The sequence below is a fragment of the Streptomyces sp. NBC_01190 genome, assembly GCF_045039895.1.
Lineage (GTDB): Bacteria > Actinomycetota > Actinomycetes > Streptomycetales > Streptomycetaceae > Actinacidiphila.
Genome location: NZ_CP108580.1, coordinates 6334378 through 6358360, shown reverse-complemented (window position 1 = coordinate 6358360; position 23983 = coordinate 6334378). Strand labels below are relative to the sequence as shown.

The 23983-nt window shown below is 72.6% G+C and carries 16 protein-coding genes; 8 read left to right on the top strand and 8 right to left on the bottom strand.

Translation table 11 applies throughout. The features are described 5' to 3' along the window. Nucleotides 1-141: 141 nt before the first annotated feature. The 4 genes from OG519_RS26720 to OG519_RS26705 form a co-directional block, all read right to left on the bottom strand. Nucleotides 142-3222, bottom strand: a complete 3081-nt coding sequence (locus tag OG519_RS26720) for an alpha-mannosidase (RefSeq protein WP_405588869.1) — start codon at nt 3220-3222, stop codon at nt 142-144. A 229-nt stretch (nt 3223-3451) separates the two neighbouring features. After that, nucleotides 3452-4516, bottom strand: coding sequence for a Gfo/Idh/MocA family protein (locus OG519_RS26715; protein ID WP_405588867.1), 1065 nt, complete (start codon nt 4514-4516; stop codon nt 3452-3454). 8 nt (nt 4517-4524) lie between these two features. Next, nucleotides 4525-5184, bottom strand: a complete 660-nt coding sequence (locus OG519_RS26710; protein ID WP_405588864.1) for a ThuA domain-containing protein — start codon at nt 5182-5184, stop codon at nt 4525-4527. A 345-nt stretch (nt 5185-5529) separates the two neighbouring features. After that, nucleotides 5530-6312: an IclR family transcriptional regulator gene (locus tag OG519_RS26705; RefSeq protein WP_405588861.1), complete on the bottom strand. Its 783-nt coding sequence runs from the start codon at nt 6310-6312 to the stop codon at nt 5530-5532. 323 nt (nt 6313-6635) lie between these two features. Between OG519_RS26705 and OG519_RS26700 the strand changes: the two genes are divergently transcribed. The 8 genes from OG519_RS26700 to OG519_RS26665 all read left to right on the top strand — a co-directional run bounded on the left by OG519_RS26700 (nt 6636) and on the right by OG519_RS26665 (nt 19557). Continuing rightward, entirely contained in the window at nt 6636-7967 is a 1332-nt protein-coding gene (locus OG519_RS26700; RefSeq protein WP_405588859.1) for an ABC transporter substrate-binding protein, read from the top strand. Continuing rightward, nucleotides 7964-9031 carry a carbohydrate ABC transporter permease gene (locus OG519_RS26695; protein ID WP_405588856.1) on the top strand — a complete coding sequence of 356 codons (1068 nt, stop codon included), beginning with the start codon at nt 7964-7966 and terminating at the stop codon, nt 9029-9031. Before OG519_RS26700 ends, OG519_RS26695 begins: the two co-directional genes overlap by 4 nt. After that, nucleotides 9028-9948 (top strand): carbohydrate ABC transporter permease, encoded by a 921-nt coding sequence (locus tag OG519_RS26690; protein ID WP_405588853.1) that lies wholly within the window; start codon nt 9028-9030, stop codon nt 9946-9948. Before OG519_RS26695 ends, OG519_RS26690 begins: the two co-directional genes overlap by 4 nt. Continuing rightward, nucleotides 9948-10808, top strand: coding sequence for an NAD-dependent epimerase/dehydratase family protein (locus tag OG519_RS26685; RefSeq protein WP_405588850.1), 861 nt, complete (start codon nt 9948-9950; stop codon nt 10806-10808). The genes OG519_RS26690 and OG519_RS26685 overlap by 1 nt, the downstream gene beginning before the upstream one ends. Further along, nucleotides 10801-14013 (top strand): alpha-mannosidase, encoded by a 3213-nt coding sequence (locus tag OG519_RS26680; protein ID WP_405588848.1) that lies wholly within the window; start codon nt 10801-10803, stop codon nt 14011-14013. The genes OG519_RS26685 and OG519_RS26680 overlap by 8 nt, the downstream gene beginning before the upstream one ends. A gap of 63 nt (nt 14014-14076) precedes the next feature. Next, complete coding sequence (locus OG519_RS26675) at nt 14077-18006, top strand: glycosyl hydrolase family 28-related protein (RefSeq protein WP_405588845.1); 3930 nt, start codon at nt 14077-14079, stop codon at nt 18004-18006. Between the two features lie 164 nt (nt 18007-18170). After that, on the top strand, nt 18171-18635 hold the full coding sequence (locus tag OG519_RS26670; RefSeq protein WP_405588844.1) for a MarR family winged helix-turn-helix transcriptional regulator: 465 nt from the start codon (nt 18171-18173) through the stop codon (nt 18633-18635). Next, entirely contained in the window at nt 18628-19557 is a 930-nt protein-coding gene (locus tag OG519_RS26665) for an NADP-dependent oxidoreductase (RefSeq protein WP_405588841.1), read from the top strand. Before OG519_RS26670 ends, OG519_RS26665 begins: the two co-directional genes overlap by 8 nt. A gap of 21 nt (nt 19558-19578) precedes the next feature. Here OG519_RS26665 and OG519_RS26660 read toward each other — a convergent pair whose 3' ends face one another. From OG519_RS26660 to OG519_RS26645, 4 genes are all read right to left on the bottom strand, one after another. Beyond that, nucleotides 19579-21186 (bottom strand): discoidin domain-containing protein, encoded by a 1608-nt coding sequence (locus OG519_RS26660; RefSeq protein ID WP_405588838.1) that lies wholly within the window; start codon nt 21184-21186, stop codon nt 19579-19581. A 237-nt stretch (nt 21187-21423) separates the two neighbouring features. Beyond that, nucleotides 21424-22074 carry a thymidine kinase gene (locus OG519_RS26655; protein ID WP_405588835.1) on the bottom strand — a complete coding sequence of 217 codons (651 nt, stop codon included), beginning with the start codon at nt 22072-22074 and terminating at the stop codon, nt 21424-21426. Between the two features lie 59 nt (nt 22075-22133). Continuing rightward, nucleotides 22134-23327, bottom strand: coding sequence for an alkaline phosphatase family protein (locus OG519_RS26650; RefSeq protein ID WP_405588832.1), 1194 nt, complete (start codon nt 23325-23327; stop codon nt 22134-22136). After that, complete coding sequence (locus OG519_RS26645; protein WP_405588829.1) at nt 23327-23911, bottom strand: DUF5998 family protein; 585 nt, start codon at nt 23909-23911, stop codon at nt 23327-23329. The genes OG519_RS26650 and OG519_RS26645 overlap by 1 nt, the downstream gene beginning before the upstream one ends. Nucleotides 23912-23983: the final 72 nt, after the last annotated feature.

Sequence of the window (23983 nt, the reverse complement as noted above, 5' to 3'; positions counted from 1 at the left end):
GCCCACCGCCTACCTCCGGACCAGCCCGCGCAGCAAACGCACCCCCCAACCACCACACGCCCCCGCCCCCGACCGGCGGCAGCCGACCGCCCCGCAGGGCAACGGCCACCCCCAGGCCAGCCCGCGCGGCCAGCGCAACCGTCAGGCATCGGGCCGCTCCGCGCCTGCGAGGTGGAGCCGGAGGGTGAGGAGTTGGAAGGGGCGGAGGGTGAGGGGGAGGGTGGTGGACGTGTGGGGGTGGGGGGCGACGGGGTCCTCCAGAAGGTCGGTCCGGGTCGCGGCGGCGACGGGGAACGCGGTGGTGAGGGTGGCGCGGGCGCGGCCACCGCGGGACTCGTAGAGGCGGACGACGACGTCCCCGCTGCGGTCGTCGGCGAGTTTCACCGTCTCGATCACCACATCGGGGTTGTCGACGGCGACCAGCGGCAGTTGCGTCACCACGGCGGGGCCGGGGCGCAGCGGGAGCCCGAGGGCGTATCCCTCGGCGATCGCGTCGCCGATGCCGGCGCCGGGCCGCAGCACCTGGCGGAACCGGTGCACGCCGCGGTCCGCGTGCGGATCAGGACTGTGCGGCGCACGCAACAGCGTGCTGCGGACCACCGTCGTCGTGCCCCCCTCCGCCCGGGTGTGGCGGCCGACGTCGTAGCCGTGCGCCGCGTCGGACGCGAGGGCGACGCCCCAGCCGTGCTCACCGACGTGCACCCAGCGCCGCGCCGCGTGCTCGGCGCCGTCCCGCGTGGGCCGGGCCACATGGCCGAACTGCACCTCACCGGCGGCGTGTTCGGCGTGCACATCAAGCGGCCACGCGACTTTGAGCACGCAGTCCCGCTCACGCCAGTCCACCTCGGTGTCCAGGACCAGCCCCCGGCTCCCGGCCGCGAGCGTCACCTCCTGGACCACCCGCGAGCGCCCGGTGCCGCGGACCACCCGCACCGTCGCCAGCAGCGGTCCCGCCGCCCGGATCCCGACGTGCTCCGCCGTGTCGAGATCCCGCCGGACCCCGGGGGCGAGGTGCCGCGCGCTCAGCCGCGGCGGCTCGTCACGCTGGAGTCGCAGCAGGTTCCCCGCACCGCCCCGCGCGATCGCCTCCCGCCCGGTGGCGGTCTCGACCACCGACCTGACCAGTCCGGCCGCGTCGATCCGGATCCGCAACAGGCCGTTGTCCAGCAGGTGTTCACCGTCCGCGGTGGCCCGTACCGTCACCGGCGCCAGATCGTCGGCCGGTAGCCCGGCCAAGCCCGCGCCCAGCGCGGGCGCGGCCGCGAGGACGGCGATCCCGCCGTCGGTCAGCAACTGCCCCCGCTCCGGCCCGATGTCGCTCTCCGGGCCGAGGACGACGACCTCACGGCGGGCGTGCGGCGCCGCGTTCAGCACGGTGGCCCCGTCGGGTTCGCCGGCCGCGCGGCGCACCAGCCGCTCCAGCCGGCGCCGTATGTCGTGGTGGGCCTGCTCGGTCTCCTCGTGCGCCCACGCGATCGAGGTGCCGCCCAGGATGTCCTGCCGCTGCTGGAGCAGGACCCGCTTCCACAGCGTGTCCAGCTCGTCGTACGGATAGGGGATGCCGTGCCGTACGGCGGCGGTCGCCGACCACAACTCGGCCTCGTGGAGCAGCGCTTCGCACAGCCGGTTGCCCCGCTTGGTCCGGGCCTGGCTGGTGTACGCGCCGCCGTGCGCGGCCAGGTCCAGGCCGCCGCGCCAGACGGGTGCCCGGCCGTACTCCCGTTCGGCGTCGCGGAAGAAGCGGGCCGGGCTCTGGAGGGTGACGCGCGGCGCGCCTTCGAGGTCGGCGAGGCGCCGGGCGCGTTCCAGCATGGCGCGGTCCGGCCCGCTGCCGGGCCGGCCGAAGGGCAGCAGCGAGCGGGTCGCGGCGCCCTTGTCGGTGAAGTCGGCGACGGCGCACGCGATTTCGCCGCCGGTCAGGGCGCTGCCCGCCGAGCCCCCGGCCGCGAGGTGGGCGAAGAGCCGCGTGCCGTCGATGCCTTCCCAGCGGAAGGTGTCGTGGGGCGGCGCGGTGGCGAAGCCGGGATCGGGGCGGCGGCCGAGGAACCAGCGGGCGCCGGCGAGCGCGGCGATCTGCGGGAGGGCGGCGGACGCGCCGAGGGCCGCGGGCAGCCACACCCCGTCGCCGTCGGCGCCCAACTCGTCGCGGAAGAACCGCCGCCCGTGCACGAACTGCCGTACCAGCGCCTCGCCGCCGGCCAGTTCGGTGTCCACCTCCACCCACATGCCGCCGACCGGCGACCAGTTGCCGTCGGCGACGGCCTTGCGGATGCGTTCGAAGACGTGCGGCTGGTGCTCCTTCATCCAGGCGTAGTGCTGCGCGGACGAGGCGGCGACGATCAGCTCGGGGTACTCCTCGGCCAGCGCGGCCATCGTGCTGAAGGCGCGGGCGCACCCGCGGACGCTCTCGCGGACCGGCGCCGGCCCGGCCGCGGCGGGGTGGGCGTGGCCGACGGCGGCGAGGGTGTGCGCGGAGTCGTGGGCGTGCCGTTCCAGTACGGGGGCCAGGACCGAGCGCGCGAGGGCGGCGGTGGCGGCGACGGCCCGGGGGTCGACGGTGTCGGCGGCCCGTTCCAGCGCGCGCCGGATCTCGTGTCCGCGGGGCAGGTCGGCCGGCAGCGCGCGCATGAGCTGGGCGAGGGTCTCCACATCGTGCAGAAGCTGCCAGACGTCCTCGTCACGTGGCGCGAGGTCGGCGCGGCGCAGCCGGTGGAGGGGCACATCGCCGGCGGTGACCGGGTCGCCGTAGTGCAGCCCGGCGCCGCGCTCGGCGTCGATGAACGGATTGGCGGCGGCCTCCACCAGCAGCCGGACAGCGGCGCCGCCGGTGGCCGACCCGGCGACGAGCACCGAATCGGGGCCCGGGCGCAGGCCCTGGAGCGGGACCCCGTGCTCGTCGTGGACGAGCCCTTCCGCCCGGCCGTCCGCCGTGTCGCCGAGGTCGAAGAGCGCCTCGACCCGTCGGCCGGCCCAGCGCTCCGGCACGGTCGCCCGCACGCTGAACCAGGTGGTGGCCCAGGGCCGTCCCCACGTCTCGCCCACCGTGAAGGGGGTGTAGTCGGCGCGCAGCGCCACCTCGGCGGGTACGGGTTCACCGGCGACGTGCCATGCGCCGACATCCATCGGAAGCCGCTGCGGATAGAGCGCGAGGCGCAGCCGTTCGGCGAGGAATACGGCTGTGCGCTCTTCTCCGGATTCGCCGGAATTGAACCGGTCATGCATGGGCAGCCCTTCCTGTCCAGCCAGTGACCGCCATGTAAAACCATGTGTGTTATCAAGTCAACGCTTGACGCAACTTCCCCTTTCCCGCAGGTGGTGACCTGCCGAAACGCTTTTGTCAGGTAAATTTCGGGCCGCACCGGGCGGCCATTGTCAATTAATTCGCCTGACCATACGCCGAAGCCCGGCATAACGCCCGGGAATTTCCGGACACCGAAGGACCGGCGACGGGTCAGTTCACCTGGGAACGCAGGGCGACCGGCGCCGGCCGTTCGCACGCGCTGACCACCCGCAGCGCGGTGCCGCGGTCGGCCGCGTCCAGCAGGGTGAGCATCACATCGAGGACGTGCTCGGCCAGTTCGGCGGCGGCCCGGTGCGGCCGCCCGGTCGCCAGGGCGTCGGCGAGATCGGCGAGGCCGGTGCCGCGCGCGGCGCCGGGGTAGCCGGCGGCGACCGGGAGCGGCCGCCACGCGCCGTCGGTGAAGAGTTCGACCGGCCCCTCGAACCCGTTGGGGTCGGGTACGGAGAGCGAGCCCGTGGTGCCGTGCACCTCGATGCGTGGCAGCCGGGCGGCGTGGATGTCGAAGCTCATCACCAGCGTGGACAGGGCGCCGCCGGCGTGTTCCAGCACGCCGGTCACATGGGTGGCGACCTCGACCGGGAAGCGCCGGCCGGCCCGTGGGCCGCTGCCGATCTCGCGTTCCGCGCGCGGGGTCGCGGTGGCGCCGGTGACCTTGACGACCGGTCCGAGCAGGTGCACCAGCGCCGACAGATAGTAAGGGCCCATGTCGAGCAGCGGACCGCCGCCCGGCCGGTAGTAGAACTCCGGGTCGGGGTGCCAGGCCTCGTGCCCGGGGGTGGTCATGAAGGCGGTGGCGGCGACCGGCCTGCCGATCAGCCCGTCGTCGACCGCCTTGCGGGCGGTCTGGGTGCCGGTGCCGAGTACGGTGTCGGGCGCGCAGCCGACCCGCACCCCGGCGGCCCTGGCCGCGGCCAGTACGGCGGCGGCCTCCTCCCGGGTGGCGGCGAGCGGTTTCTCACCGTAGACGTGCTTGCCGGCCGCGACGGCGGCGAGGGCGACCTCGGCGTGGACCGCCGGGACGGTCAGATTGAGCACCGCGTCCACGTCGTCGCGGGCGACGAGTTCGGCCACACCGCCGGCCACCTGGGCGCCGGCGCGTTCGGCGGCTGCCGCGGCCCGGCCGGGGTCCAGGTCGGTGACGGCGGTGAGCCGCAGGGAGTCCAGCCCGGCCAGGGTGGCCAGATAGGCCCCGCTGATCTTTCCCGCGCCGACCATGCCGATCCTCAGCGGGCGGCCCACAGCAGTCCTCTCTCGGTCAGCGTCCGCACCTCGGGCACGTCGAAGTCGTCGGCCTTGTGGCCGATCGAGGAGACGAACACCCGGCCCGCGCCCCGGGTCCTGGTCCACACGGCGGGCATCACCACCGGGTGGTCGCGCCCGTCGCCGGCCGGAAAGGTGGTGGTTGCCAGCACGTCGATGGCGGGGTCGGTCGCCACCCAGTACTGCTCGGTGTGGACGCGGAAGTCGGTGAGTCCCGCGATCACCGGGTGTCCGGCCCGCTCGGGCACCAGCCGTACGGCGTGGTCGAGGAAGCCGGGCGGGTGCATGAGGAACTGACCGCCGGTCAGCAGGGTGTGGTCGACGTCGCCGCGGAAGGCGTCGAGGATCCCGCCGTGCCAGCCGGCGAAGCCGCTGCCGGCCTCCACCGCGCGGACCAGGCCGCTGCTCTGGTCGGGGGTGATCTCGCCCATGGTCCAGCACTGGACGATCAGGTCGCTGGCGGCGAGGAGTTCGGCGTCGGTGTAGACGTCGAGACGCTCGGAGGTCTCGACCGTGAAGCCGTGCTCCTTGAGGAAGGGCAGGAAGAGATCGGTGATGGCCACCGGCGAGTGGCCTTCCCAGCCGCCGCGGACCACAAGGGCCCGCCGAGTCTCAGTGGTCACGGGCGTTGCACGCTCCCATCGGTCGTACAGCGGATCCGTACGGCTATCTGAACAGCATCCATACGGGTAGCAGAATGACGTACCGTCTTCCGAACGTAAGGAGCCCACCCGAGGTTTGTCAACGCTGGTCGGGGCTGGTCGGGGCTGGTCGGGGCTGGCCGAGGTGGGGCGGTGCCGGTCGAGGCCGGTCGACATTGGTCAATGCCGGTCAATACCCGGGACAAACTCCCGCGAGCACCGCACACCCGGCACCGCGCACCCAGCACGGCGCGCCCAGCACCACACCCCGCGCACCCTCACCTCAGGGCTCGCGACAGCCGGTTTCGCCCAGCGACTGACGGTGCGTCAGTGCTGCCCGAGGCGCTTGAGGAGGGTGCTCAGCGAGTGGGCCGCTTCGGTGACCGCCCGCGCGACCTCCTCCAGCCGGGCCTCGTCCATCCGGCTGGCGGGCGCCGAGCAACTGATCGCGTCGCCGACCCGGCCGCCGCCGAGCGCCACCGCGACACACCTGATGTCCGCCGAGTTCTCGCCGTCGTCCACCGCCCAGCCGCGCAGCCGGGCCTCGGCGAGCTGGGCGAGGAAGGCGTCCGGATCCACCAGGGTGTTCGGGGTCAGCCGCTCCAGCGGCCAGTCGAGCCGGCGCTGCACCTCGGCCTGGTCGTACTGGGAGAGCACCGCCTTGCCGAGCGCGGTGGCGTGCGCGGGCAGCCGGCGGCCGACCGCGGAGTACATCCGCAGGGCGTGCCGGGACTCGCGTTTGGCCAGGTAGACGACGTGGGTGCCGTCCAGCCTGCCCAGATGGACGGCCTCGCCGGTCTCCTCGGCGAGCACGTCGAGCACCGGTCCCGCCAGGCTCGTCACATCGTCGCCGGCCAGGAAGGCGGTGCCGGTGAGCAGCGCCTTCAGCCCGAGGCTGTACCGGGTGCCGGACGGGTCGAGGTCGACCCACCGCCGGGCCTCCATGGTCCGCAGGATGGCGTGCAGGCTGCTCTTGGGCACCGCCATGGCACTGGCCATCTCGGCCAGCGAGAGCCTTGCCCCGTCCGCCCCGAGCAGCTCGAGCACTTCCAGGACCCGGGCCGCGGACTTGACCTCCTCGGGCCTGCGCCCGTGCGCCGCTGCTGCCACCGATTCCACTGATCCTCCGCTCCCCGCGCCGACGCCTGACCGCCAAGAGTGCCCACTCTCATCGCGGCGCGCTCCTTGACGCTATCTCAAACGCAACCCTATGTTCAGGTAACCCAACGCCATTCGGTCTTCTGAACGGTTGAACGGTCTTCCGAACGAGCCAACGTCAGGCAGGGGCCATGCGTAGAAGCTTTGGTGTGCTTTTCGTTTCTCCCGAAAATTCAGCACATGCAGCACATTCCGCACCTTCAGTCCATGCGGTTCCCTCGGTACGTCCCTTCCGCTCGCCCAGGGCCCGGCTCGTCGCGCTGGCCGCGGCGACCGTGCTCAGCCTGGCGCCGATCGCCGCCTGCGGCGGCTCGTCCGGCGGCTCCGGCGACAGCAAGTCGCTGGAGATGTGGACCTTCAAGCAGTCGCATGTCGCCGCCCTGCGCAACGCCGCGGCCGAGTTCAAGAAGCAGACCGGCATCACCGTCAAGATCGATGCGTACGGCCCCGATGACGCCTACACCACCAAGGTGCAGGCCGCCGCCAAGACCCACGACCTGCCCGACGTGCTCGAAGTGCACTCCGACGGCGAGGATCTGACGCTGGGTGCGACCGGCATCGCCAAGGACATCGCGGCCGACGTCGGCAGCGACTGGAGCGGGCTGTACCAGAAGGGCGTCCAGCTCTCCGGCACCGTCACCGACGCCAAGTACAAGGAATCGGTCCCCTCCGACTCCAAGACGCACGGCGTCAAGAAGGGCCAGCGCTTCAGCGTGCCCTTCACCTCCGGCACCTTCGGCATCGTGCTGGCCGACAAGAAGATGCTCGCCGCCGCCGGCATCACCCGGCCCCCCGCGAGCTGGGAGGAGTTCATCGCCGATCTGAAGGCGACCAAGGCCGCGTCCGGCACGAGCGGCGGTGTCAGCCTCGGACTCAAGGTGAAGGCGACCGGCCTGACCTGGGTGCTCCAGCCGCTGGCCTTCGCCCAGCTCGGCCCCGACAAGTACCACGCGCTCTTCGGCAAGGACGCGTCCGCCGACTTCGCCTCCCCCGACGGTCTCAAGGTCCTCGGCCTCTACGACCAGATGCAGCCGTACTGGATGCCCGGCACCCAGACCCTGGACATCGACGCCGCCGACCAGGCCTTCGCCCAGGGCAAGTCCGCGTGGGACATCGGCGGCACCTTCACCCTGGCCTTCCTCCAGCAGAACGGCATGAACCCCGACGACGTGATGGCGTTCGGCCTGCCGGGCCCGCAGGCCGGCGCGGTACCCAAGCCGGCCCTCGGCCCCCTCGCGCTCACCGGTCTGACCGTCACCGCCACCAGCGGCCACGCCGAGAACGCCGAGAAGTGGGCCAGGTTCCTCGCCCAGCCGGCCGTGGCCACCCGGTTCGCCAAGGACGCGACCGAGGTGCCGGCCACCGAACTCGGCCCGGACGCGGCCCAGGTGATGGGCCCGACGCTCGCCGACATGACCAAGACCTTCGTCGGCACCCCGGAGACGACCTACGACCCGAGCCTCAACGACTTCCGGCCGCCCACCTACGACCAGGACTCGGTCGGTGAGGTGCTCGCGGACCTGACCCCGCTCGCGCAGAAGAGCGTCGAGGCCACCGGCAAGGCCATGGCCAAGCTCAACAACTCCTTCTGGGCGACCTCGAAATGACCGCGGCGCCCCGACCCGCCCCCGCCGGGCCGGCCGCGGCCGGCCGGGGCCCCGTTCCCCGGCCGGCCGGCGCAGGCCCGCACCGCCCGGAACCCGGCAGCACGCCAGGACGCTTCCCCCGGCTCTCCCCTCGCCGGTCCTCGCGCCTCCCGCCGGGCCGCACCCGCCGCCGCGGCTACGAGACCCTCGCCGGCTATCTGTTCGTCGCCCCCGCCGTCGTGCTCTTCGCGGTGATGGGCCTCTACACCGTCGGCTACGGGTTCCTGCTGAGCTTCGCCCAGTGGAACGGCTTCGCGCCGCACTGGACCTGGGTGGGCGTGCGGAACTACAAGGACCTGCTCTGGGACAACCCGGCCTACGCGCCCAGGATCCAGCACGCGGCCACCCACACGCTCTACGTGATGATCGCGGTCCCGCTGCTGACGGTCCTGGTGTCCTTCCCGCTGGCGATCCTGCTCAACTCGGCCAAAAGGCTCCAGGGCCTGCTGCGTTCGGTCTACTTCGTGCCCTATGTGACCAGCGGCATCGCGGTCTTCTTCGCCTGGCAGTACATCCTGCAACCGGACGGCGCCGTCAACGCCCTGCTGGGTTCGGTCGGCCTGGGCTCACTGGCCCAGCCGCAGGGCTGGCTCGGCAACCCGCACACCGCGCTGCCCACCATGATCGTGGTGACGGTGTGGGGCGCGGTCCCGGTCGCGCTGCTGATGTATCTGACCGGCTTGCAGACCATCGACCGCAGCGTGCTGGAGGCCGCGCAGTTGGACGGCGCCGGCTGGTGGCGTACCAACGCCTCGGTGGTGTGGCCGCTGGTCCGGCCGATCACCTCGATCGTGGTGCTGCTGAATCTGCGCGACTCGCTCCAGGGCTTCCAGACCTTCCTGGTGATGACCAACGGCGGTCCCGGCGACCACACCAACGTGCTCGGCCTCGAGGCCTACCGGCTCGCCTTCCTCAAGGACCTGGCGCCGACGCTCGGCCTGGCCAGCGCCCTGGGCTGGCTGCTGTTCGCCGCGGCGCTGCTGCTTGCGCTGATCAACCTGCGAGTCCTGCGGAGTAGGACATGACGACGGCATCCCCGGCATCCCCGGTCCCCCCGTCCGCCCCCGGGCCGCTCACCGGCCCGCCGGCCGGCGCCCGCCCCCGGCAGGGGAGTTCCGCGCTCTCCCGCAACGCCGCCAGGCTGACCGTCGGCGTCCTGCTGGCGCTCTACGGCCTGGTCAGCCTCTATCCCTTCCTGTGGATGGTCTCGGCCGCCTTCAAGAACCAGATCGAGGTGGTGCGCGGCGGCCATCTCATCCCGCACCACCCGACCTTCCGCACCCTCGCCGACACCTGGAGCCAGCTCCACTTCTTCCGCTACTTCGTCAACAGCGTCGAGGTGTCCGCTCTCACCGTGGTGCTGACGCTGGTGGTGTACGCGGCGGCCGGCTACGCCTTCGCGGTGCTCGACTTCCCCGGCCGCGGGCTGCTCCAGAAGCTGTTCGTGGCGCTGCTGTTCGTGCCGGGCATCACCGTGATGCTGCCGATCGTGCTGCTGGAGGACAAGCTGGGTGTGCTCGGCACCCATATCGGTCTGGTGCTGCCCTTCGTCAACGGCGGCGCGCCGCTGTCCGTGCTGCTGATGACCGGCGCCTTCTCGGCGGTCCCCAAGGAACTGCGGGAGTCGGCCCGGGTGGACGGCGCGGGCGAGTTCCACATCTTCACCCGGATCTATCTGCCGCTGACCCGGCCCGCGCTGATCACGGTGGCGCTGCTCACCGCGATCCCCACCTGGAACGAGTACCTGCTGACCCGGGTGTCGCTCAACGACCCCGGCACGTACACCCTTCCGCTGGGCCTTCAGACCCTGTCGTCGGAGAACGTGCCGCACTACAACAACCTGATGGCCGGCGCGCTGATCGTGGTGGTGCCGGTGGTGCTGCTCTTCCTCAGCCTCCAGCGGTACTTCGTGGGCGGCCTGGTCGGGGCGGTGAAGGGCTGATGCTGGTGCTGATCAGCGGCGCCGCCGGACACATCGGCGGCGAGGTCGGCCGGGAACTGCTCGCCGCCGGGCACCGGCTGGTGCTGACCGATCTGCTGCCGGTGGCCGAGCCGCGCGCCGAGCGCGTCCACACCGGGGACCTCCAGGACCCGGAGCTGGTGCGCCACGCCATGGCCGGGGTCGAGGCGGTGGTGCACCTCGGCGCGATCCCGCACCCCAATGTGCCCGATCCGAGCGCGCTGTTCGCGCACAACTGCCTCACCGCGCACCGGGTGTTCGAGGCGGCCGGCCGGGCCGGGGTGCGCCGGGTGGTGGCGGCCTCCAGCCTGTCGGCGGTCGGGCTCGCCTGGTCGCCGGTGCCGCTCTCACCGGACTACGTACCGCTCGACGAGAGCCATCCGATCCTGGTGCGCGATCCGTACGGGCTCTCCAAGGTCGTGCTGGAGGAGGTGGCCGCCGCCGCCCATCGCCGCTGGGGCACCGACACGGTCTGTCTGCGCTTCCCCTTCACCGGCCGCGGCGACCGGCTCGACCACTTCCTCGCGGCCTGCGCCGAGGACCCGGCCGGGCAGCGGCACGACCTGTGGGGCTGGCTGCACACGGCGGACGCCGCCACGGCGGTCCGGCTCGCCCTGGAGACGGAGCTGACCGGCAGCCATGTCGTCCAGGTCACCGCGGCCGACACCACCTCGCGGGTGCCGTCCGCCGAACTGATGGCGCGCCATCACCCGGGCGTGCCGCTGCGCGCCGAAGTGCCCGGGCACGCCACGCTGTTCGACACCCGTGCCGTCGCGAAACTGCTGGGGTTCGAGCCCCGGCGCACCTGGCGTACCCCCGAAGGAGAGCACACCTGTGCATGACGACCGTCATATCGTCGAGCAGCGGATCACCAAGTTCCTCTCCCATGTGGTCAGGCCCGCCCTCTACACCGAGCCGCTGACCCTCGACCTCGCCGTCTGGCACGTCCCCGGCGAACCGGTGCCGGTGGCGCAGGCGCTGACCGCCGCCTACGAGCCGGCCGCGGTCGGCGACGCCTGGGGCGGCCCCTGGTCGACCAGCTGGCTCAGGGCCACCGGGCGGATCCCCGCCGAGTGGGCGGGCCGCCGGGTCGAGGCCGTCTTCGATCTGGGCTTCGACCCGGCGACCGGCCCGGGCGGCCAGGCCGAGGGCTTCGTCCACGACGCGAAAGGCTCCCCGATCCAGGGGCTGCACCCGCGGCACCGCAGCGTGCTGCTGGCGGAGCCGGCCGTGGGGGGCGAACCGGTCGGCCTGCTGGTCGAGATGGCCGCCAATCCGATGATCGAGGGCGCGCACGGGGTCGGCACCCGCTTCGGCGCGCGGGAGACGGCCGGCACCGATCCGCTCTACCGGCTGCTGGACGCGCAGATCGCGGTCCGCGAGGACGCCGTCTGGCATCTGCTGCACGACATGGAGGTGCTGGACGAGCTGATGCGCGAGCTGCCGCAGGGACTCTCCCGGCGGCACGAGATCCTGCGCGCGCTCCAGCGGGCGATCGAGGCGGTGGACGTCCGCGATGTGCCGGGCACCGCCCAGGCCGCCAGGGATCTGCTCGCCGATGTGCTGTCCCGGCCCGCCCACGCGTCGGCGCACACCGTCACCGCGGTGGGGCACGCCCACATCGACTCGGCGTGGCTGTGGCCGATCCGGGAGACCGTCCGCAAGTGCGCCCGCACCTTCACCAATATGACGACGCTCGCCGCCGAGTACCCGGAGCTGGTCTTCGCCTGCTCCTCGGCGCAGCAGTACGCGTGGATGAAGGAGCGGCGGCCGGAGATCTTCGAGCGGATCAAGAAGGCGGTGTCCGAGGGGAACTGGGCGCCGGTCGGCGGTATGTGGGTGGAGGCCGACGGCAATCTGCCCGGCGGCGAGGCGCTGGCCAGGCAACTGATCTTCGGCCGTCGGTTCTTCGCCGAGGAGTTCGGCATCGACCAGGAAGGGGTGTGGCTGCCCGACTCCTTCGGCTACACCGCCGCCTATCCGCAGTTGGCGAAGCTGGCCGGGGCGCGCTGGTTCCTCACCCAGAAGCTGTCCTGGAACGAGACCAACCGGCTGCCGCACCACACCTTCGACTGGGAGGGTATCGACGGCACCCGGATCTTCACCCACTTCCCGCCGGTCGACACCTACAACGCGAGCCTGTCCGGAGCCGAACTCGCCCACGCCGAGCGGAACTTCGCCGACAAGGGCGCGGCCACCCGGTCATTGGCCCCCTTCGGCTTCGGCGACGGTGGCGGCGGTCCCACCCGGGAGATGCTGGAGAAGGCGCGGCGGCTGCGCGATCTGGAGGGCTCCCCCCGGGTCGAGGTCGGCGACCCGACCGCCTTCTTCGACGCGGCCCGCGCCGAGTACACCCGGCCGCCGGTGTGGCGCGGCGAGCTGTATCTGGAGAACCACCGCGGCACGTACACCAGCCAGGCCCGCACCAAGCGCGGCAACCGGCGGGCCGAGGCGCTGCTGCGGGAGGCGGAGCTGTGGTCGGTGGCCGCGGCCGTACGGACGGGGGCCGCGTATCCGTACGACCGGCTCGACTCGATCTGGCGGCGGGTGCTGCTGCACCAGTTCCACGACATCCTGCCGGGCTCGTCCATCGCCTGGGTGCACCAGGAGGCGGAGACGGTGCACGCCGCGTTGCAGGCGGAGCTTGCCGGGCTGATCGGCGAGGCGCTGGCCGGCGAGAGCGGCCAAGGCGGGCAGGGCCAGCAGGACGACCAAGGCGGCCAAGGCGGCCCGGCCGGTCAGGGGGTCATGGCAGGCGACGTGCTCACCTTCTTCAACGCCGGTCCCTACGCCCGCCGCGAGGTGGTGGCCGTAGCGGCGGGCGCCACCGGGAGCGGGCAGCGGCTGGCCGACGGCCGGCACGCCGTGCTGGTGGAGGCGCCGCCGCTCGGCTCCGGTACGGCGGTCGCGTCCACGCTGCCGCCGGTCGAGGTGCGCGGCGCGGACACCCTCGACGGCGACCCGGCCGGTGACGAGCACCGCGCCGGCCGCGATGCCGGCATCACCCTCGACAACGGCGTGCTGCGGGTGCTGATCGACCGCGCGGGACTGGTCCGTTCGGTGTACGACCTGCGGGCCGGCCGGGAGGCGCTCGCCCCGGACCGGCCGGGCAATCTGCTGCAACTCCACCCGGACGACCCGAATCTGTGGAGCGCCTGGAACATCGACGGCTACTACCGGGACACCGTCCGCGATCTCACCGAGGCCGAGGCGGTGACGGTGGTCGAGTCGGGGCCGCTGCTCGCCTCGGTCCGCGTCGAGCGCGCCTTCGGCGACTCGCACCTCGTCCAGCACCTCGAACTGACCGCCGGCAGCGACCGGTTGACGGTCCGCACCGAGATCGACTGGCAGGAGCGTGACACCCTGCTCAAGGCGGCCTGGCCGCTGAACGTGCACGCGGAACGGGAGAGCGCCGAGATCCAGTTCGGCCATGTGCAGCGCCCCACCCACGAGAACACCAGTTGGGACGCGGCCCGTTTCGAGCTGTGGGCCCACCGCTGGGTGCACGTCGGCGAGCACGGCTGGGGTGCGGCGATCGTCAACGACTCGACCTACGGCCATGATGTGTCCCGGCTGACCCGGGCGGACAGCGGCAGCACCACCACGCTGCGGCTGTCGCTGCTGCGCTCCCCGCACAGCCCCGACCCGCAGGCCGACCGCGGCCGGCACAGCTTCTCGTACGCGCTGGTGGTCGGCGCCGGTGTCGGGGACGCGATCGCGGCCGGCTACGCCGTCAATCTGCCGCTGCGGCCCGCCGGTCCGAGCCGGGCCGGCGGGCCCGCGCTGATCACCGTCGACAACCCGGCCATCGTGGTCGAGACGGTGAAACTGGCGGACGACCGCTCCGGCGACGTGGTGGTGCGGCTCTACGAAGCGCGCGGCGGCTCGGCCCGCGGTGCGCTGCGAACCGACTTCGCGGTGGTCGCCGCGCACCTCACCGACCTGCTGGAGGAGCCCGGCCCGCCGGTGGATCCCCAGCGGGACGGCGCGCTCCCCCTGGAACTGCGGCCCTTCCAGATCCTGACGCTGCGGCTGCGCCGCCCCTGACCGCCGCCGCGCCCGGCACCATCCGTCCCCCCGAGAGCCGCCCCGAGACAGCCGGAGGTCTCCGTGCCCGCCAGACGCGTTCCGCCCCTGCCCCTGTCGCGCCTACCGCTCGCGTTACTTCTGCTGGTCCTCGCCCTGCTGTTGCCCGTCTCGCCGCCCGCCCACGCCGCCGCCCCCACGCTCTATCCCTTGGGAGTGGGCGCCGATCTCGGCCCCGATCCCTTCACCCTGGGGCTGACCGCCACCGCCGGGGACAACCCCGCGGGGCTGCGCACCGGCGAGCAGGACGGCACCCCTTATTGGCGGACGGACACCGCCGCCGGCACCTCGTACTTCGCCTTCGATCTCGACCCCGAGTACACCGGGTCGGTGAGCGCCGGACAACTCACCGCCGCGGTCACCTACTTGGACACCGGCTCGGGCGTGCTGAAGCTGACCGGCGGCCCGAGCGAGGTGCTCGGCAGCGCGGCGCTCGGCGACACCGGCACCTGGCAGACCGAGGCGTTCACGATGCCGGCCGCCGCGGCCACCGGTGAGCTGCGCCTGACCGGCGCCGCCGCCGACGGGCAGCCGGCCGACATCACCGTCTCCGCGCTGCGCGTCACCGCCGGCTACTCCGTGGACCTCGGCCCCACCGTCGACCAGCACGGCATCACCCCGCGGGCCGGCGACAACGACAGCCATCTCGTCACCGGCACGATCGACGGCCGCGGCTACTGGCAGACGGACCGCAGCGTGCCCGGCGCCGAGACCGGCTTCTTCTACATGAACGTGGACGACGGGCAGTTGTACGACAATCGCGACCCGGTCGCCGTCACCATCGACTACTTCGACCAGGGCCACGGCTCCATGCAACTGGAGTACGACTCGCCGGGCGACACCATCCCGCAGATGTTCAAGCGGTCGCCGACCTTCACCTACGGCGACTCCGGCGGCTGGAAGTCGCACACCTTCCTGCTCACCGACGCGATCCTCACCAACCGCTCCAACGGCTCCGACTTCCGGATCAACACCGCCGACCTGCCGGGCGAGTTGCGGATCGCCCGGGTGACGGTCACCGCGCTGCCGAAGACGCTGGACCCGACGATCGGCCTCAAACGGCTGGTCGCCCAGGCCGACACCACCTACGCCGCCGCCCGGGAAGGCACCCGCGACGGCCAGTACCCGCCGGGCGCCAAGGCGGCGCTGAAGCAGGCCACCGACGCGGCCCGCACGGTGGCGAACGGCACCGGCGTCACCGACGACCAGGCCCGCGCCGCCTTCCACGCGCTGACCGCAGCGCTCGACGCCTTCCACGCGCTCGCCGTGGACACCGACATCGCCCACCTCGGCACCGCCACCGCCTCGTCCACCGCGGCCGGTTCCGACCCTGGCGCGGCGATCGACCGCAACGGGGGCAGCGCCTGGGTCAGCGGCGACGGCGGCGACGGGGAGACCTTCACCCTGGACCTCGGCGCCGGCCGGCGCTTCGACCAGGTCGTGGCCACCTGGGGCAGCCCCTTCGCCAGCGACTACACCGTCCAGGTCTCGACCGACGGCGCGCACTTCCGGGACGTCGGCCGCACCGGCGCCACCGGCGCGGGCCCGGCCTTCACCACCGCCTTCCCGGCCACCACCGCCCGCTACGTACGGCTGGCCGTCAGCGGCTACGCGGCGGGCGCGGACAAGGTGGCGCTGGCCCAACTGGAGGTCTACGACCAGCGGGTGGTCACCCCGCACCCGAAGCTGATCAGCACCCGCTACCCCACCGACGACCCGGTCGTCGCCGACTTCGACGTACGCGACCACGGCGCCGACGCGGGCGGCCGGACGGACGCCACCGCCGCCGTGCAGGCCGCGCTCTACGACTGCCAGGACGCGGGCGGCGGCACGGTGTGGATGGGCGCGGGCACCTACCGGATCAGCACCACCGTGGAGATCCCGCCCTTCTGCTCGCTGCGCGGCGACCGGCGCGACCCGGACCACGGCTCGGGCTCCTACGGCACGGTGATCAGCGCCGACCTGCCGCCGGGCGCGGACGGACCAGTCCTCTTCCGGGTCGGCGGCAGCGCCTCCGTCCAGGGCCTGACCACGTACTACCCGCGGCAGAGCGCCACCGACCCGGTGCCGTACAACTACACCTTCGAGATCCCGGGCCGCGCCTGGCAGGGCGACCAGAACTACATGATGAGCAGCGTCGCGCACGTGACCATGCTCGACTCCTACCGGGGCGTCGGCGTCTCCACGCTCGCCAGCGACCGGGGCGAGCCGGCGGTGCAGGGCCAGGTGCACGAGTCGGCGACGCTCCAGGACATCAAGGGCACGGCGCTGTCCAACGGGGCCACCGCCTTCAACGGCGCCGACGTGGGCACCTGGGATCAGATCACCTTCGCCAACTCCTACTGGGCGGGCGCCCCTTCGGCCTTCCGTCCGCCGAAGCGGTCGGTGCTCGACCGCTGGACGCGGGCCAACGGCACCGGTCTGGTCCTCGGCGATCTGGAGTGGGACCAGTTCTCGGCGATCAGCCTGTCGGACTACCGCACCGGCATCCAGGTGGTGAAGGGCCAACGCGCCGCGTTCGTCGGCGCGTTCCTCCAGTCGACGGTGGTGCGGACCGATGTAGCCCTCCAGGTGGACGACATCGACACCCGCTGGGGCATGACGCTCGGCGCCAGCACCCTGCAAGGCAGCGTCGCCTCGATCCGCAACGCCTCCGGCGGCTATGTGAAGGTCACCGACACCACGCTGGACGGCCCCACCTCCGGCACCGTGCTCGAACTGGCCGGCACGGTGCCGCGCCACCACGAGCCGGCCGCGCCGCCGCAGCCGAAGCGCCGGGTGCTGTATGTAGCGGCCGGCGCCCCGCACGGCGTCGGCTACCAGGCCGCGGACGCCACCGCCGCGCTCCAGCAGGTGCTTGACCGGGCCGGCGCGCAGGGCGGCGGCATCGTCTATCTGCCCGCCGGCTGGTACCGGGTCGAGGGCCGGCTGCGGGTCCCGGCCGGGGTCGAACTGCGCGGCGCCGCCGCCTCCCCGAACCGCGACCTCAGCGGGGCCAGCGCCGGCACCGTGCTCTTCTCCTTCGCCGGACGCGACAGCGCCGACCCCGGGACGGCGCCCGCCTTCGTCACCCTGGACGGCGCCGGGGCCGGCGTGCGGGGCCTGCGGATCTTCCACCCGGAGAACAACCCGGCCGGCGGCTACGCGCCCTACCCGTACGACCTCCGGGGCGTCGGCCGCGGCACCTACGTCGTCGATGTCGGCCTGACCAACGCCTGGAACGGCATCGACATGTCCTCGCCCCGCGACGACGGCTTCGTGGTCCGCAAGGTCAGCGGCGCCTTCCTCAACCGGGGGATCACCGTCGGCGGCAACGACGGCGGCACCGTCGAGGGCGTGCTCACCAACGGCAACGCGGTGAACCGGGTCGGCTTCGGCATCCCCCACTGGGGCCTGGACGGCGATGTCTTCGCCCAGACCATCGACGCCTACACCAGGAAGAACACCGATCTGGTGCATGTGGACGGCGCCCGGGACCTCACCGTCTTCGACGTGTTCGGCTATGGCATGCACAACGGGCTGGTGGTCGACTCCGGTGCCGTGCGGGCGTTCAACCTCGGCACCGACAACCTCGGCGACGGCGGCTTCACCGTCGAGGCCGGCGCGCCCGCCCAGGTCACCGCGGTCAATGTGCTGCGCTACAACGGCGCGACCTCGACCGGGCCGGTGCGGCTGCGCAACGTCATGGTGATCAACATCGTGGAGCAGTCGGTGACGGCGAGCGCCGAGCCCGGCGACGGCGGCGCGGTGCGGATCTCCGGCAACGAGACCTCGCCGGGACGCTATGAGAAGGGCGACACGGTGACGGTGACCGCCACCGCGGCGCACGGCTTCCACCTGCTGGGCTGGACCGTCGACGGGGCCGAACTCCCGGCCGGTGGGCGGACGATCACGATTCCGGTGACCGCCGACCGTACGGTCACCGCGCGTTTCGGCCCGCTCCAGGGCGGCTGACGGGCGCTGCTCCCGGGCCCGGGCGACCGACGAGCGATCGGTCGCCCGGGCCCGCGACGTTCCCGACCGCGCTACCCCTTCCCGACGGCGCGCCGACCCAGCGGCCCAATTACTATAGTGCTAATATAATTAGCAGTGATGTAGTTCGGCTGAAGGGCATCCCCGTGGACCTGCGACGGCTGTTCGACGACCTGGTGCGGTTCGAGACCGACCTGTGGAACGGGGTGGACGCGCGGCTCCAGCAGGAGTGCGGACTGTCCCTCGGCAGTCTCGACGTGATGTCCGTGGTCGCGCGTACGCCGTCCTGCCGGGTGAACGACATCGCGGCGGCGCTGTCGATCACGGTCGGCGGCGCCAGCCAGGCCGTCGACCGGATATCCGCGCGCGGCAACCTCCTGCGGCGTCCCAACCCCGCGGACCGGCGCTCCTCCGTCGTCGAACTCACCCCGGTCGGCCGGGAGCGGGTCGAGACGGCCCGGCGGGTTTTCGACCAGGAGCTGGACCGGCGCTTTCGCGGTCCGCTGGGCGAAAGCGAGCTGGACCGGCTCGGCTCCGCACTCGCGGCGCTCCGCGCGGCGGGCACGGCACCCAGTGGAGTCCCATCCCTCGAAGGAGAAGCAGATGAGTGAGAAAACAGCACGAGCGGTCCGTTTCGACCAGTACGGCGGTCCGGAGGTGCTGTACATCGCCGAGGTGCCCATGCCGGTCCCGGCGTCCGGCGAGGTCGTGGTCGAGGTCAGGGCCACCGCCACCAACCCGGGTGAGGCCTCGATCCGCTCCGGCGCCTTCATGCCGGGATCCAGCGCCTTCCCCTCCGGGCAGGGCAGTGACCTGGCCGGAGTCGTCAGCGACGTCGGCGACGGCGTGACGGAGTTCGCGGCCGGCGACGAGGTCCTCGGCTTCTCCGTGCGGCGCTCCAGCCACGCCACCCATGTCGCGGTGCCCACGAGTCAGGTGATCCACAAGCCGTCGCAGCTCGGCTGGCCGGTGGCGGGCTCCCTCTACGTGGCCGGTGTCACCGCCTATGCGGCCGTCCGCGCGGTGGACCCGCGACCGGGCGAGACCGTGGCCGTGTCCGCCGCGGCCGGCGGCGTGGGCACCGTCGTCGTCCAGCTCCTGCGCAGCCGCGGCGTCCATGTCCTCGCCATCGCCTCACCCGCCAACGCGGACTGGCTCACCGAGCACGGCGCCACCCCGGTGCCTTACGGCGACGGCCTCGCGGACCGCCTCACGGCGGCGGCGCCGGACGGCATCGACGCCTTCATCGACCTGTTCGGACCCGAGTACCTTCAACTCGCCGTCGACCTCGGCATCCCCCGCGACCGTATCGAGACGATCATCTCCTTCGAACTGGCGGAGCGGCTCGGCACGAAACACGAGGGCAGCATGGACGCGTCCACCAAGGAGGTGCTGACCGAGATGGCCGACCTCATCGCCTCGGGTGAGATCGAGATCCCGATCGCCGCCACGTATCCCCTGGACCAGGTGGCGGAGGCCTTCCGCGAGCTGGAGCGGCGCCACACCCGGGGCAAGATCGTCCTCATCCCCTGACCCTGGGCCGGGCGGCGGCGTTCAGTAGCCGATCGCGTCGGCCGCCACCTCTCGCATGGACGACGCCGTCGCGGCCGGCAGGTAGAGGTCGGCGGCATTCCGCGGCGACTCGCGGAAGAGGATGCCGTAGAGCGTCGCGGCGTCCAGGTAGATCGCCGTGTCGTTCGGGTGCTTGCCGTCGGCCACGATCAGGTACGACGTGCCCTTCGAGGCGATGACGGCCTCGAACTCGTCGCTGATGGGCGCCACCAGGTTCGGCGTCGGCAGACCGCTCGACAGCGCCGTGTACCCGCTGTTGATCGCGGCGGTCTCCGCGGCGCGAGTAGCGAAGGGCGACGGGTCCACCAGCGCCCAGTCCTTGAAAAGCACCACCTTGCCGCCCGGCTTGAGGGCCCGGCCGAAGGCCGGGGCGTAGGTGTTCATCAGGGTGTCGGCCGCGCTCGCCGGATCGGTCGCGACGAGCGTGCTGTACTCCTGGAGCACGATGTAGTCGTACCTGGTCGCGCCGCTGAGAGCGGCCGTGACCTCGCCCGCGTCGTAGGTCTGCTGGAGCGTGTTGCCGAAGTGGATCACCTCGGTGACGCGCACCGTCCGGCCGGCCGCCGTCGCCATGTGCCGCACCAGCGCCAGGGTGTCCTCACCGGTCGCGGCTGTCGCGGTCCCCAACAGGCTGTTGCCGACGAAGAGCACGTCGAGGGCGGGCGCCGCGACCGCGGTCGCCGAGACGCTGAAGTGGACCACCAGCGGCGCGCCCTTCGCGCCACCCGTCGCGTCGGTTCCCGCGTACGCCTGGACGGTCAGCGTGTACGCGTCCGCGGTCGCCAGCAACGGGCAGTCGACGTAGTCGTTGCACAGGAAGTAGGGAGCGGTGTTCTCGGTGCGGGTGTACGACGAGCCCTTCGCCCCGGTGAGCGTGAAGGTGAGGCTCCCCGCGGTGGCGCCGTGGGCGAGGGACGCCTGGATGCTGAGATCGCGGTTGGCCAATTTGGTCAGGTCGACCACCGAGCCGTCCACCAGCGGGCTCAACCCCAGCACCGGCTTCTTGGAAACGTCGTTGACGAGGGCGACCCCGCCGACCGTGCTCCCCGTCCCGGGCGGCGCCGCGGCCGTCCCGTGGACCTGGAACTCCCAGATCGAGTAGCCGTAGGCCGACAGCGCCCGGGTGGTGAGGTTGATCCGCACGTACCGTGCCGTACCGGCCAGCGCGATGCCCTGCTGCCCGCCGGCGCCGGAGGTCGTGGCGTAGGCCTGGGTGTACGTGCCGCCGTCGGTCGAGAGCTGGATGGTGAAGGCCTTCGCGTAGGCGGCCTCCCAACTGATGTCGAGTTGGCTGACGGGGCCCGCGGCGCCCAGGTCGACCTGGAGCCACTGGGTGGCGGCGAATCCACTGGACCAGCGCGTTCCGCCGTCGCCGTCGACGGCGGCGGACGCCGGGGTGGCCGACGACTCCACGGAGGACACGGTGACGGCCTTGCCCTGCGAGACGATCACGTCGGCGGCGCGAGCCGGGGCCGTCGCGCCGGCGAGCAGGGCGCCGAGCAGGCTGAGCAGGGTGGCCGTGAGGGCGAGGATCCGCGCGGCGAGCTTTCGGCGGGAGGTGCGCGGCCGGTACGGAAGGGCGGGCGTCATGGGGTGACTCCTGGAGTGGGGGGCGCAAGAGCCGTTCTTGGTGCCGCCGCTGCCGTCCGGGGAGCGGCTTGAGAGCGCTCTCTGCACTCTGGACCTCGGTTTCGCGGCGTGTCAATGCCCCGTACCGGCCGTACCGGCCCGACGGCTGCCTCCCGTCGGCCCCCGACGGAGGGAAGCCGGGTCGTCGCCGGAGGGGAGCCGGGCGAACCGTCACCGCTGCGTGCCGGCGAGGGGTCTTCAGGTGTGGTTGACCGGGAGGACGTCAGGGGAGAGTGCGCCGGCCTGGGCGGCGGCCGAGGTCAGCCGGCGGCGGTGGTGGCGGCGGCACAGCACCTCGTAGCCGGTCTCGCCCTCGTCACGGTCCACGTCACCGATCACCACCTGCGCGCCCTCCACCACCATCACCCCGCCGACGGTCCTGGCGTTGTGGGTGGCGCGGGCGCCGCACCAGCACAGCGCCTCCACCTGGAGCGCCTCGACCCGGTCGGCGAGTTCGACCAGGCGCTGGGAGCCGGGGAAGAGGCGGGTCCTGAAGTCCGTGCTGATGCCGAAGGCGTAGACGTCCTTGTCGAGGTCGTCCACCACCCGGGCGAGCTGGTCGATCTGATCGGGCGCCAGGAACTGGGCCTCGTCCACGACGACGTAGTCCACCCGCCCGCCGCGGCTCATCGTCTCCACCACGAAACCGTAGAGATCCGTGTCGTCTGCCACCTCCACCGCTTCGGTGACCAGGCCGAGGCGTGAGGAGAGCTTGCCCTCGCCGGCCCGGTCGTCCCGGGTGAAGATCAGCGACTGGAGGCCGCGCGCGGTGCGGTTGTGGACGATCTGGAGCGCGAGCGTGCTCTTGCCGCAGTCCATCGTTCCGGAGAAGAAGACCAGTTCGGGCATGGGAAGGGCGACGGCCTTTCGGTGGACGACGATTGCGGCCCGCTGGTGGACGCGTGACCTCAGGAGCGTACTTCCAGCAGGGGGACGAGCTGCTCGACGGGGGCCAGCGAGCCGTGCAGCCCGACCATCTTCGACTCCCCCGGCTCGGTGCGGTTGGCGACGATGGCCATGACGTCACTGGACGCCGCCACCACATCGCCGATCCGGCCCAGCACCCGGGCCTCGGGGCGCGGCCCGAACCAGCCCGCCGCGACCGCCTCTTCGCGGCCCGCCACCCACATCCGGTCGCCGAGCACCTCGCGCCACACGGCGAGCACGTCGGCGGCGGCGCCCGGCACCGCGTAGACGTGCCGGGCCCGGCCCTCGCCGCCGAGCACCGCCACACCGGCCCGCAGCTCCCAGTCCTCGTCGAAGTCGATGCGCGACTCCTCGTCGAAGGGGACGTCGAGCATGCCGTGGTCGGCGGTGACGTAGAGGGCGCTGCGCGGCGGCAGTTGCTCGGCCAGCCGGCGCACCAGCCGGTCCACCATGGTGAGCTGGCCGCGCCAGGCGTCGGAGTCCACGCCGTGCCGGTGGCCCATGGAGTCCAGCTCGCTGTAGTACGTGTAGACCAGGGTGCGGTCGGCGGCGGCCAGCCGGTCGGCGGCCAGGTCCATCCGCTCCTCGCCGGTCAGCCGTCCGTGGAAGACACCACCCGACAGCGCGACCTTGGTCAGCGGGGTGTTGACGAAGGCGGGTGAGGAGACCTGGCAGGTGGCGATCCCGGCGGCGTCGGCCAACTGGAAGACGGTGGGGTGCGGCTGCCAGTGGGACGGGGACACCCACGGCTGCCAGCGCAGGTTGTTCATGAGCTGGCCGGTGTCCGGGTTGAGCGTGGTGTAGCCGGCCAGACCGTGCCCGCCGGGCGGCAGTCCGGTACCGATCGACGCCAGCGACACCGCGGTGGTGGCCGGGAAACCCGCGGTGATCGGCCGGCCGGTGCCGCCGCGCGAGGTGCCGAGCAGCGAGGTCAGGTACGGCGCCTCGTCCGGGTGGGCCAGGATCTGCTCCCAGCCGAGGCCGTCCACCAGGAAGACGCAGACCCGGTCGGCGGGGGCGAGTTCGAGGCCGGTGGTCGGCAGTCCGGGCACGCCGGCGGTCGCGAGGGCGGCGGGGATGACGTCGCACAGCGCGCCGGCGCCGTACTGCGGGACGGGCGCGCTTCGGAGGTCGAGCGGCTCGGGGCCGTACTCCTGGGGGAGCGGGTGGGCCATCAGTCGGTCGCCGCGGTCGCCTCGGAGAGCGCCTGGGCGAAGGCCAGCGTCTGGCGGACCGCGTCCGGGCCGTCACCGGCCTCGCTGACCCGCAGCGACAGGTCGTCGGCGGTGGAGGACCCGGTGTAGCCGTGGTCGGCCTCGCAGTTGGGGTCGCCGCAGGCGGCCGGCTCCAGGTCGAGCCGGGAGACGGCGCCCCAGCCGATGGTGAGCACCACCTCGCGGGGCAGGGTGCCCGGTTTGTAGGACTCGGGGTTGGCGACGACCCGGCTGACCACGACCGAGGAGATCCGGCCGATCTTCACCGATTCGGTGGACGTGGTGGCGTACGGGCTCGGCGAGGTGTCGTCCGCGGCCTGCTCGTCGGTGTGGCTGACCAGGAACCGGCCGGCGGTGAGCACCAGGACGGTGACGTGCCGGCGGACCTCGTTGGCGTCGAAGGTCGTCTCCTGGTGGACCAGGTAGGCGGAGACCTCCTCACCGCCGACCGCCGCCTCGACGGCCTCGGCCACCAGGGCTGGGTAGTAGCCGCTGCGCTCGATCGCCGTCCGCAGGCCCTGTGTCGTGGTACCGCTCTTCGCCATGACGACCATCCTAAGGGCGCGGACCGCGCGGGCGGCTCCCGCGGCGGGCGGCTGCTCGAAGCCGGCGGGCGC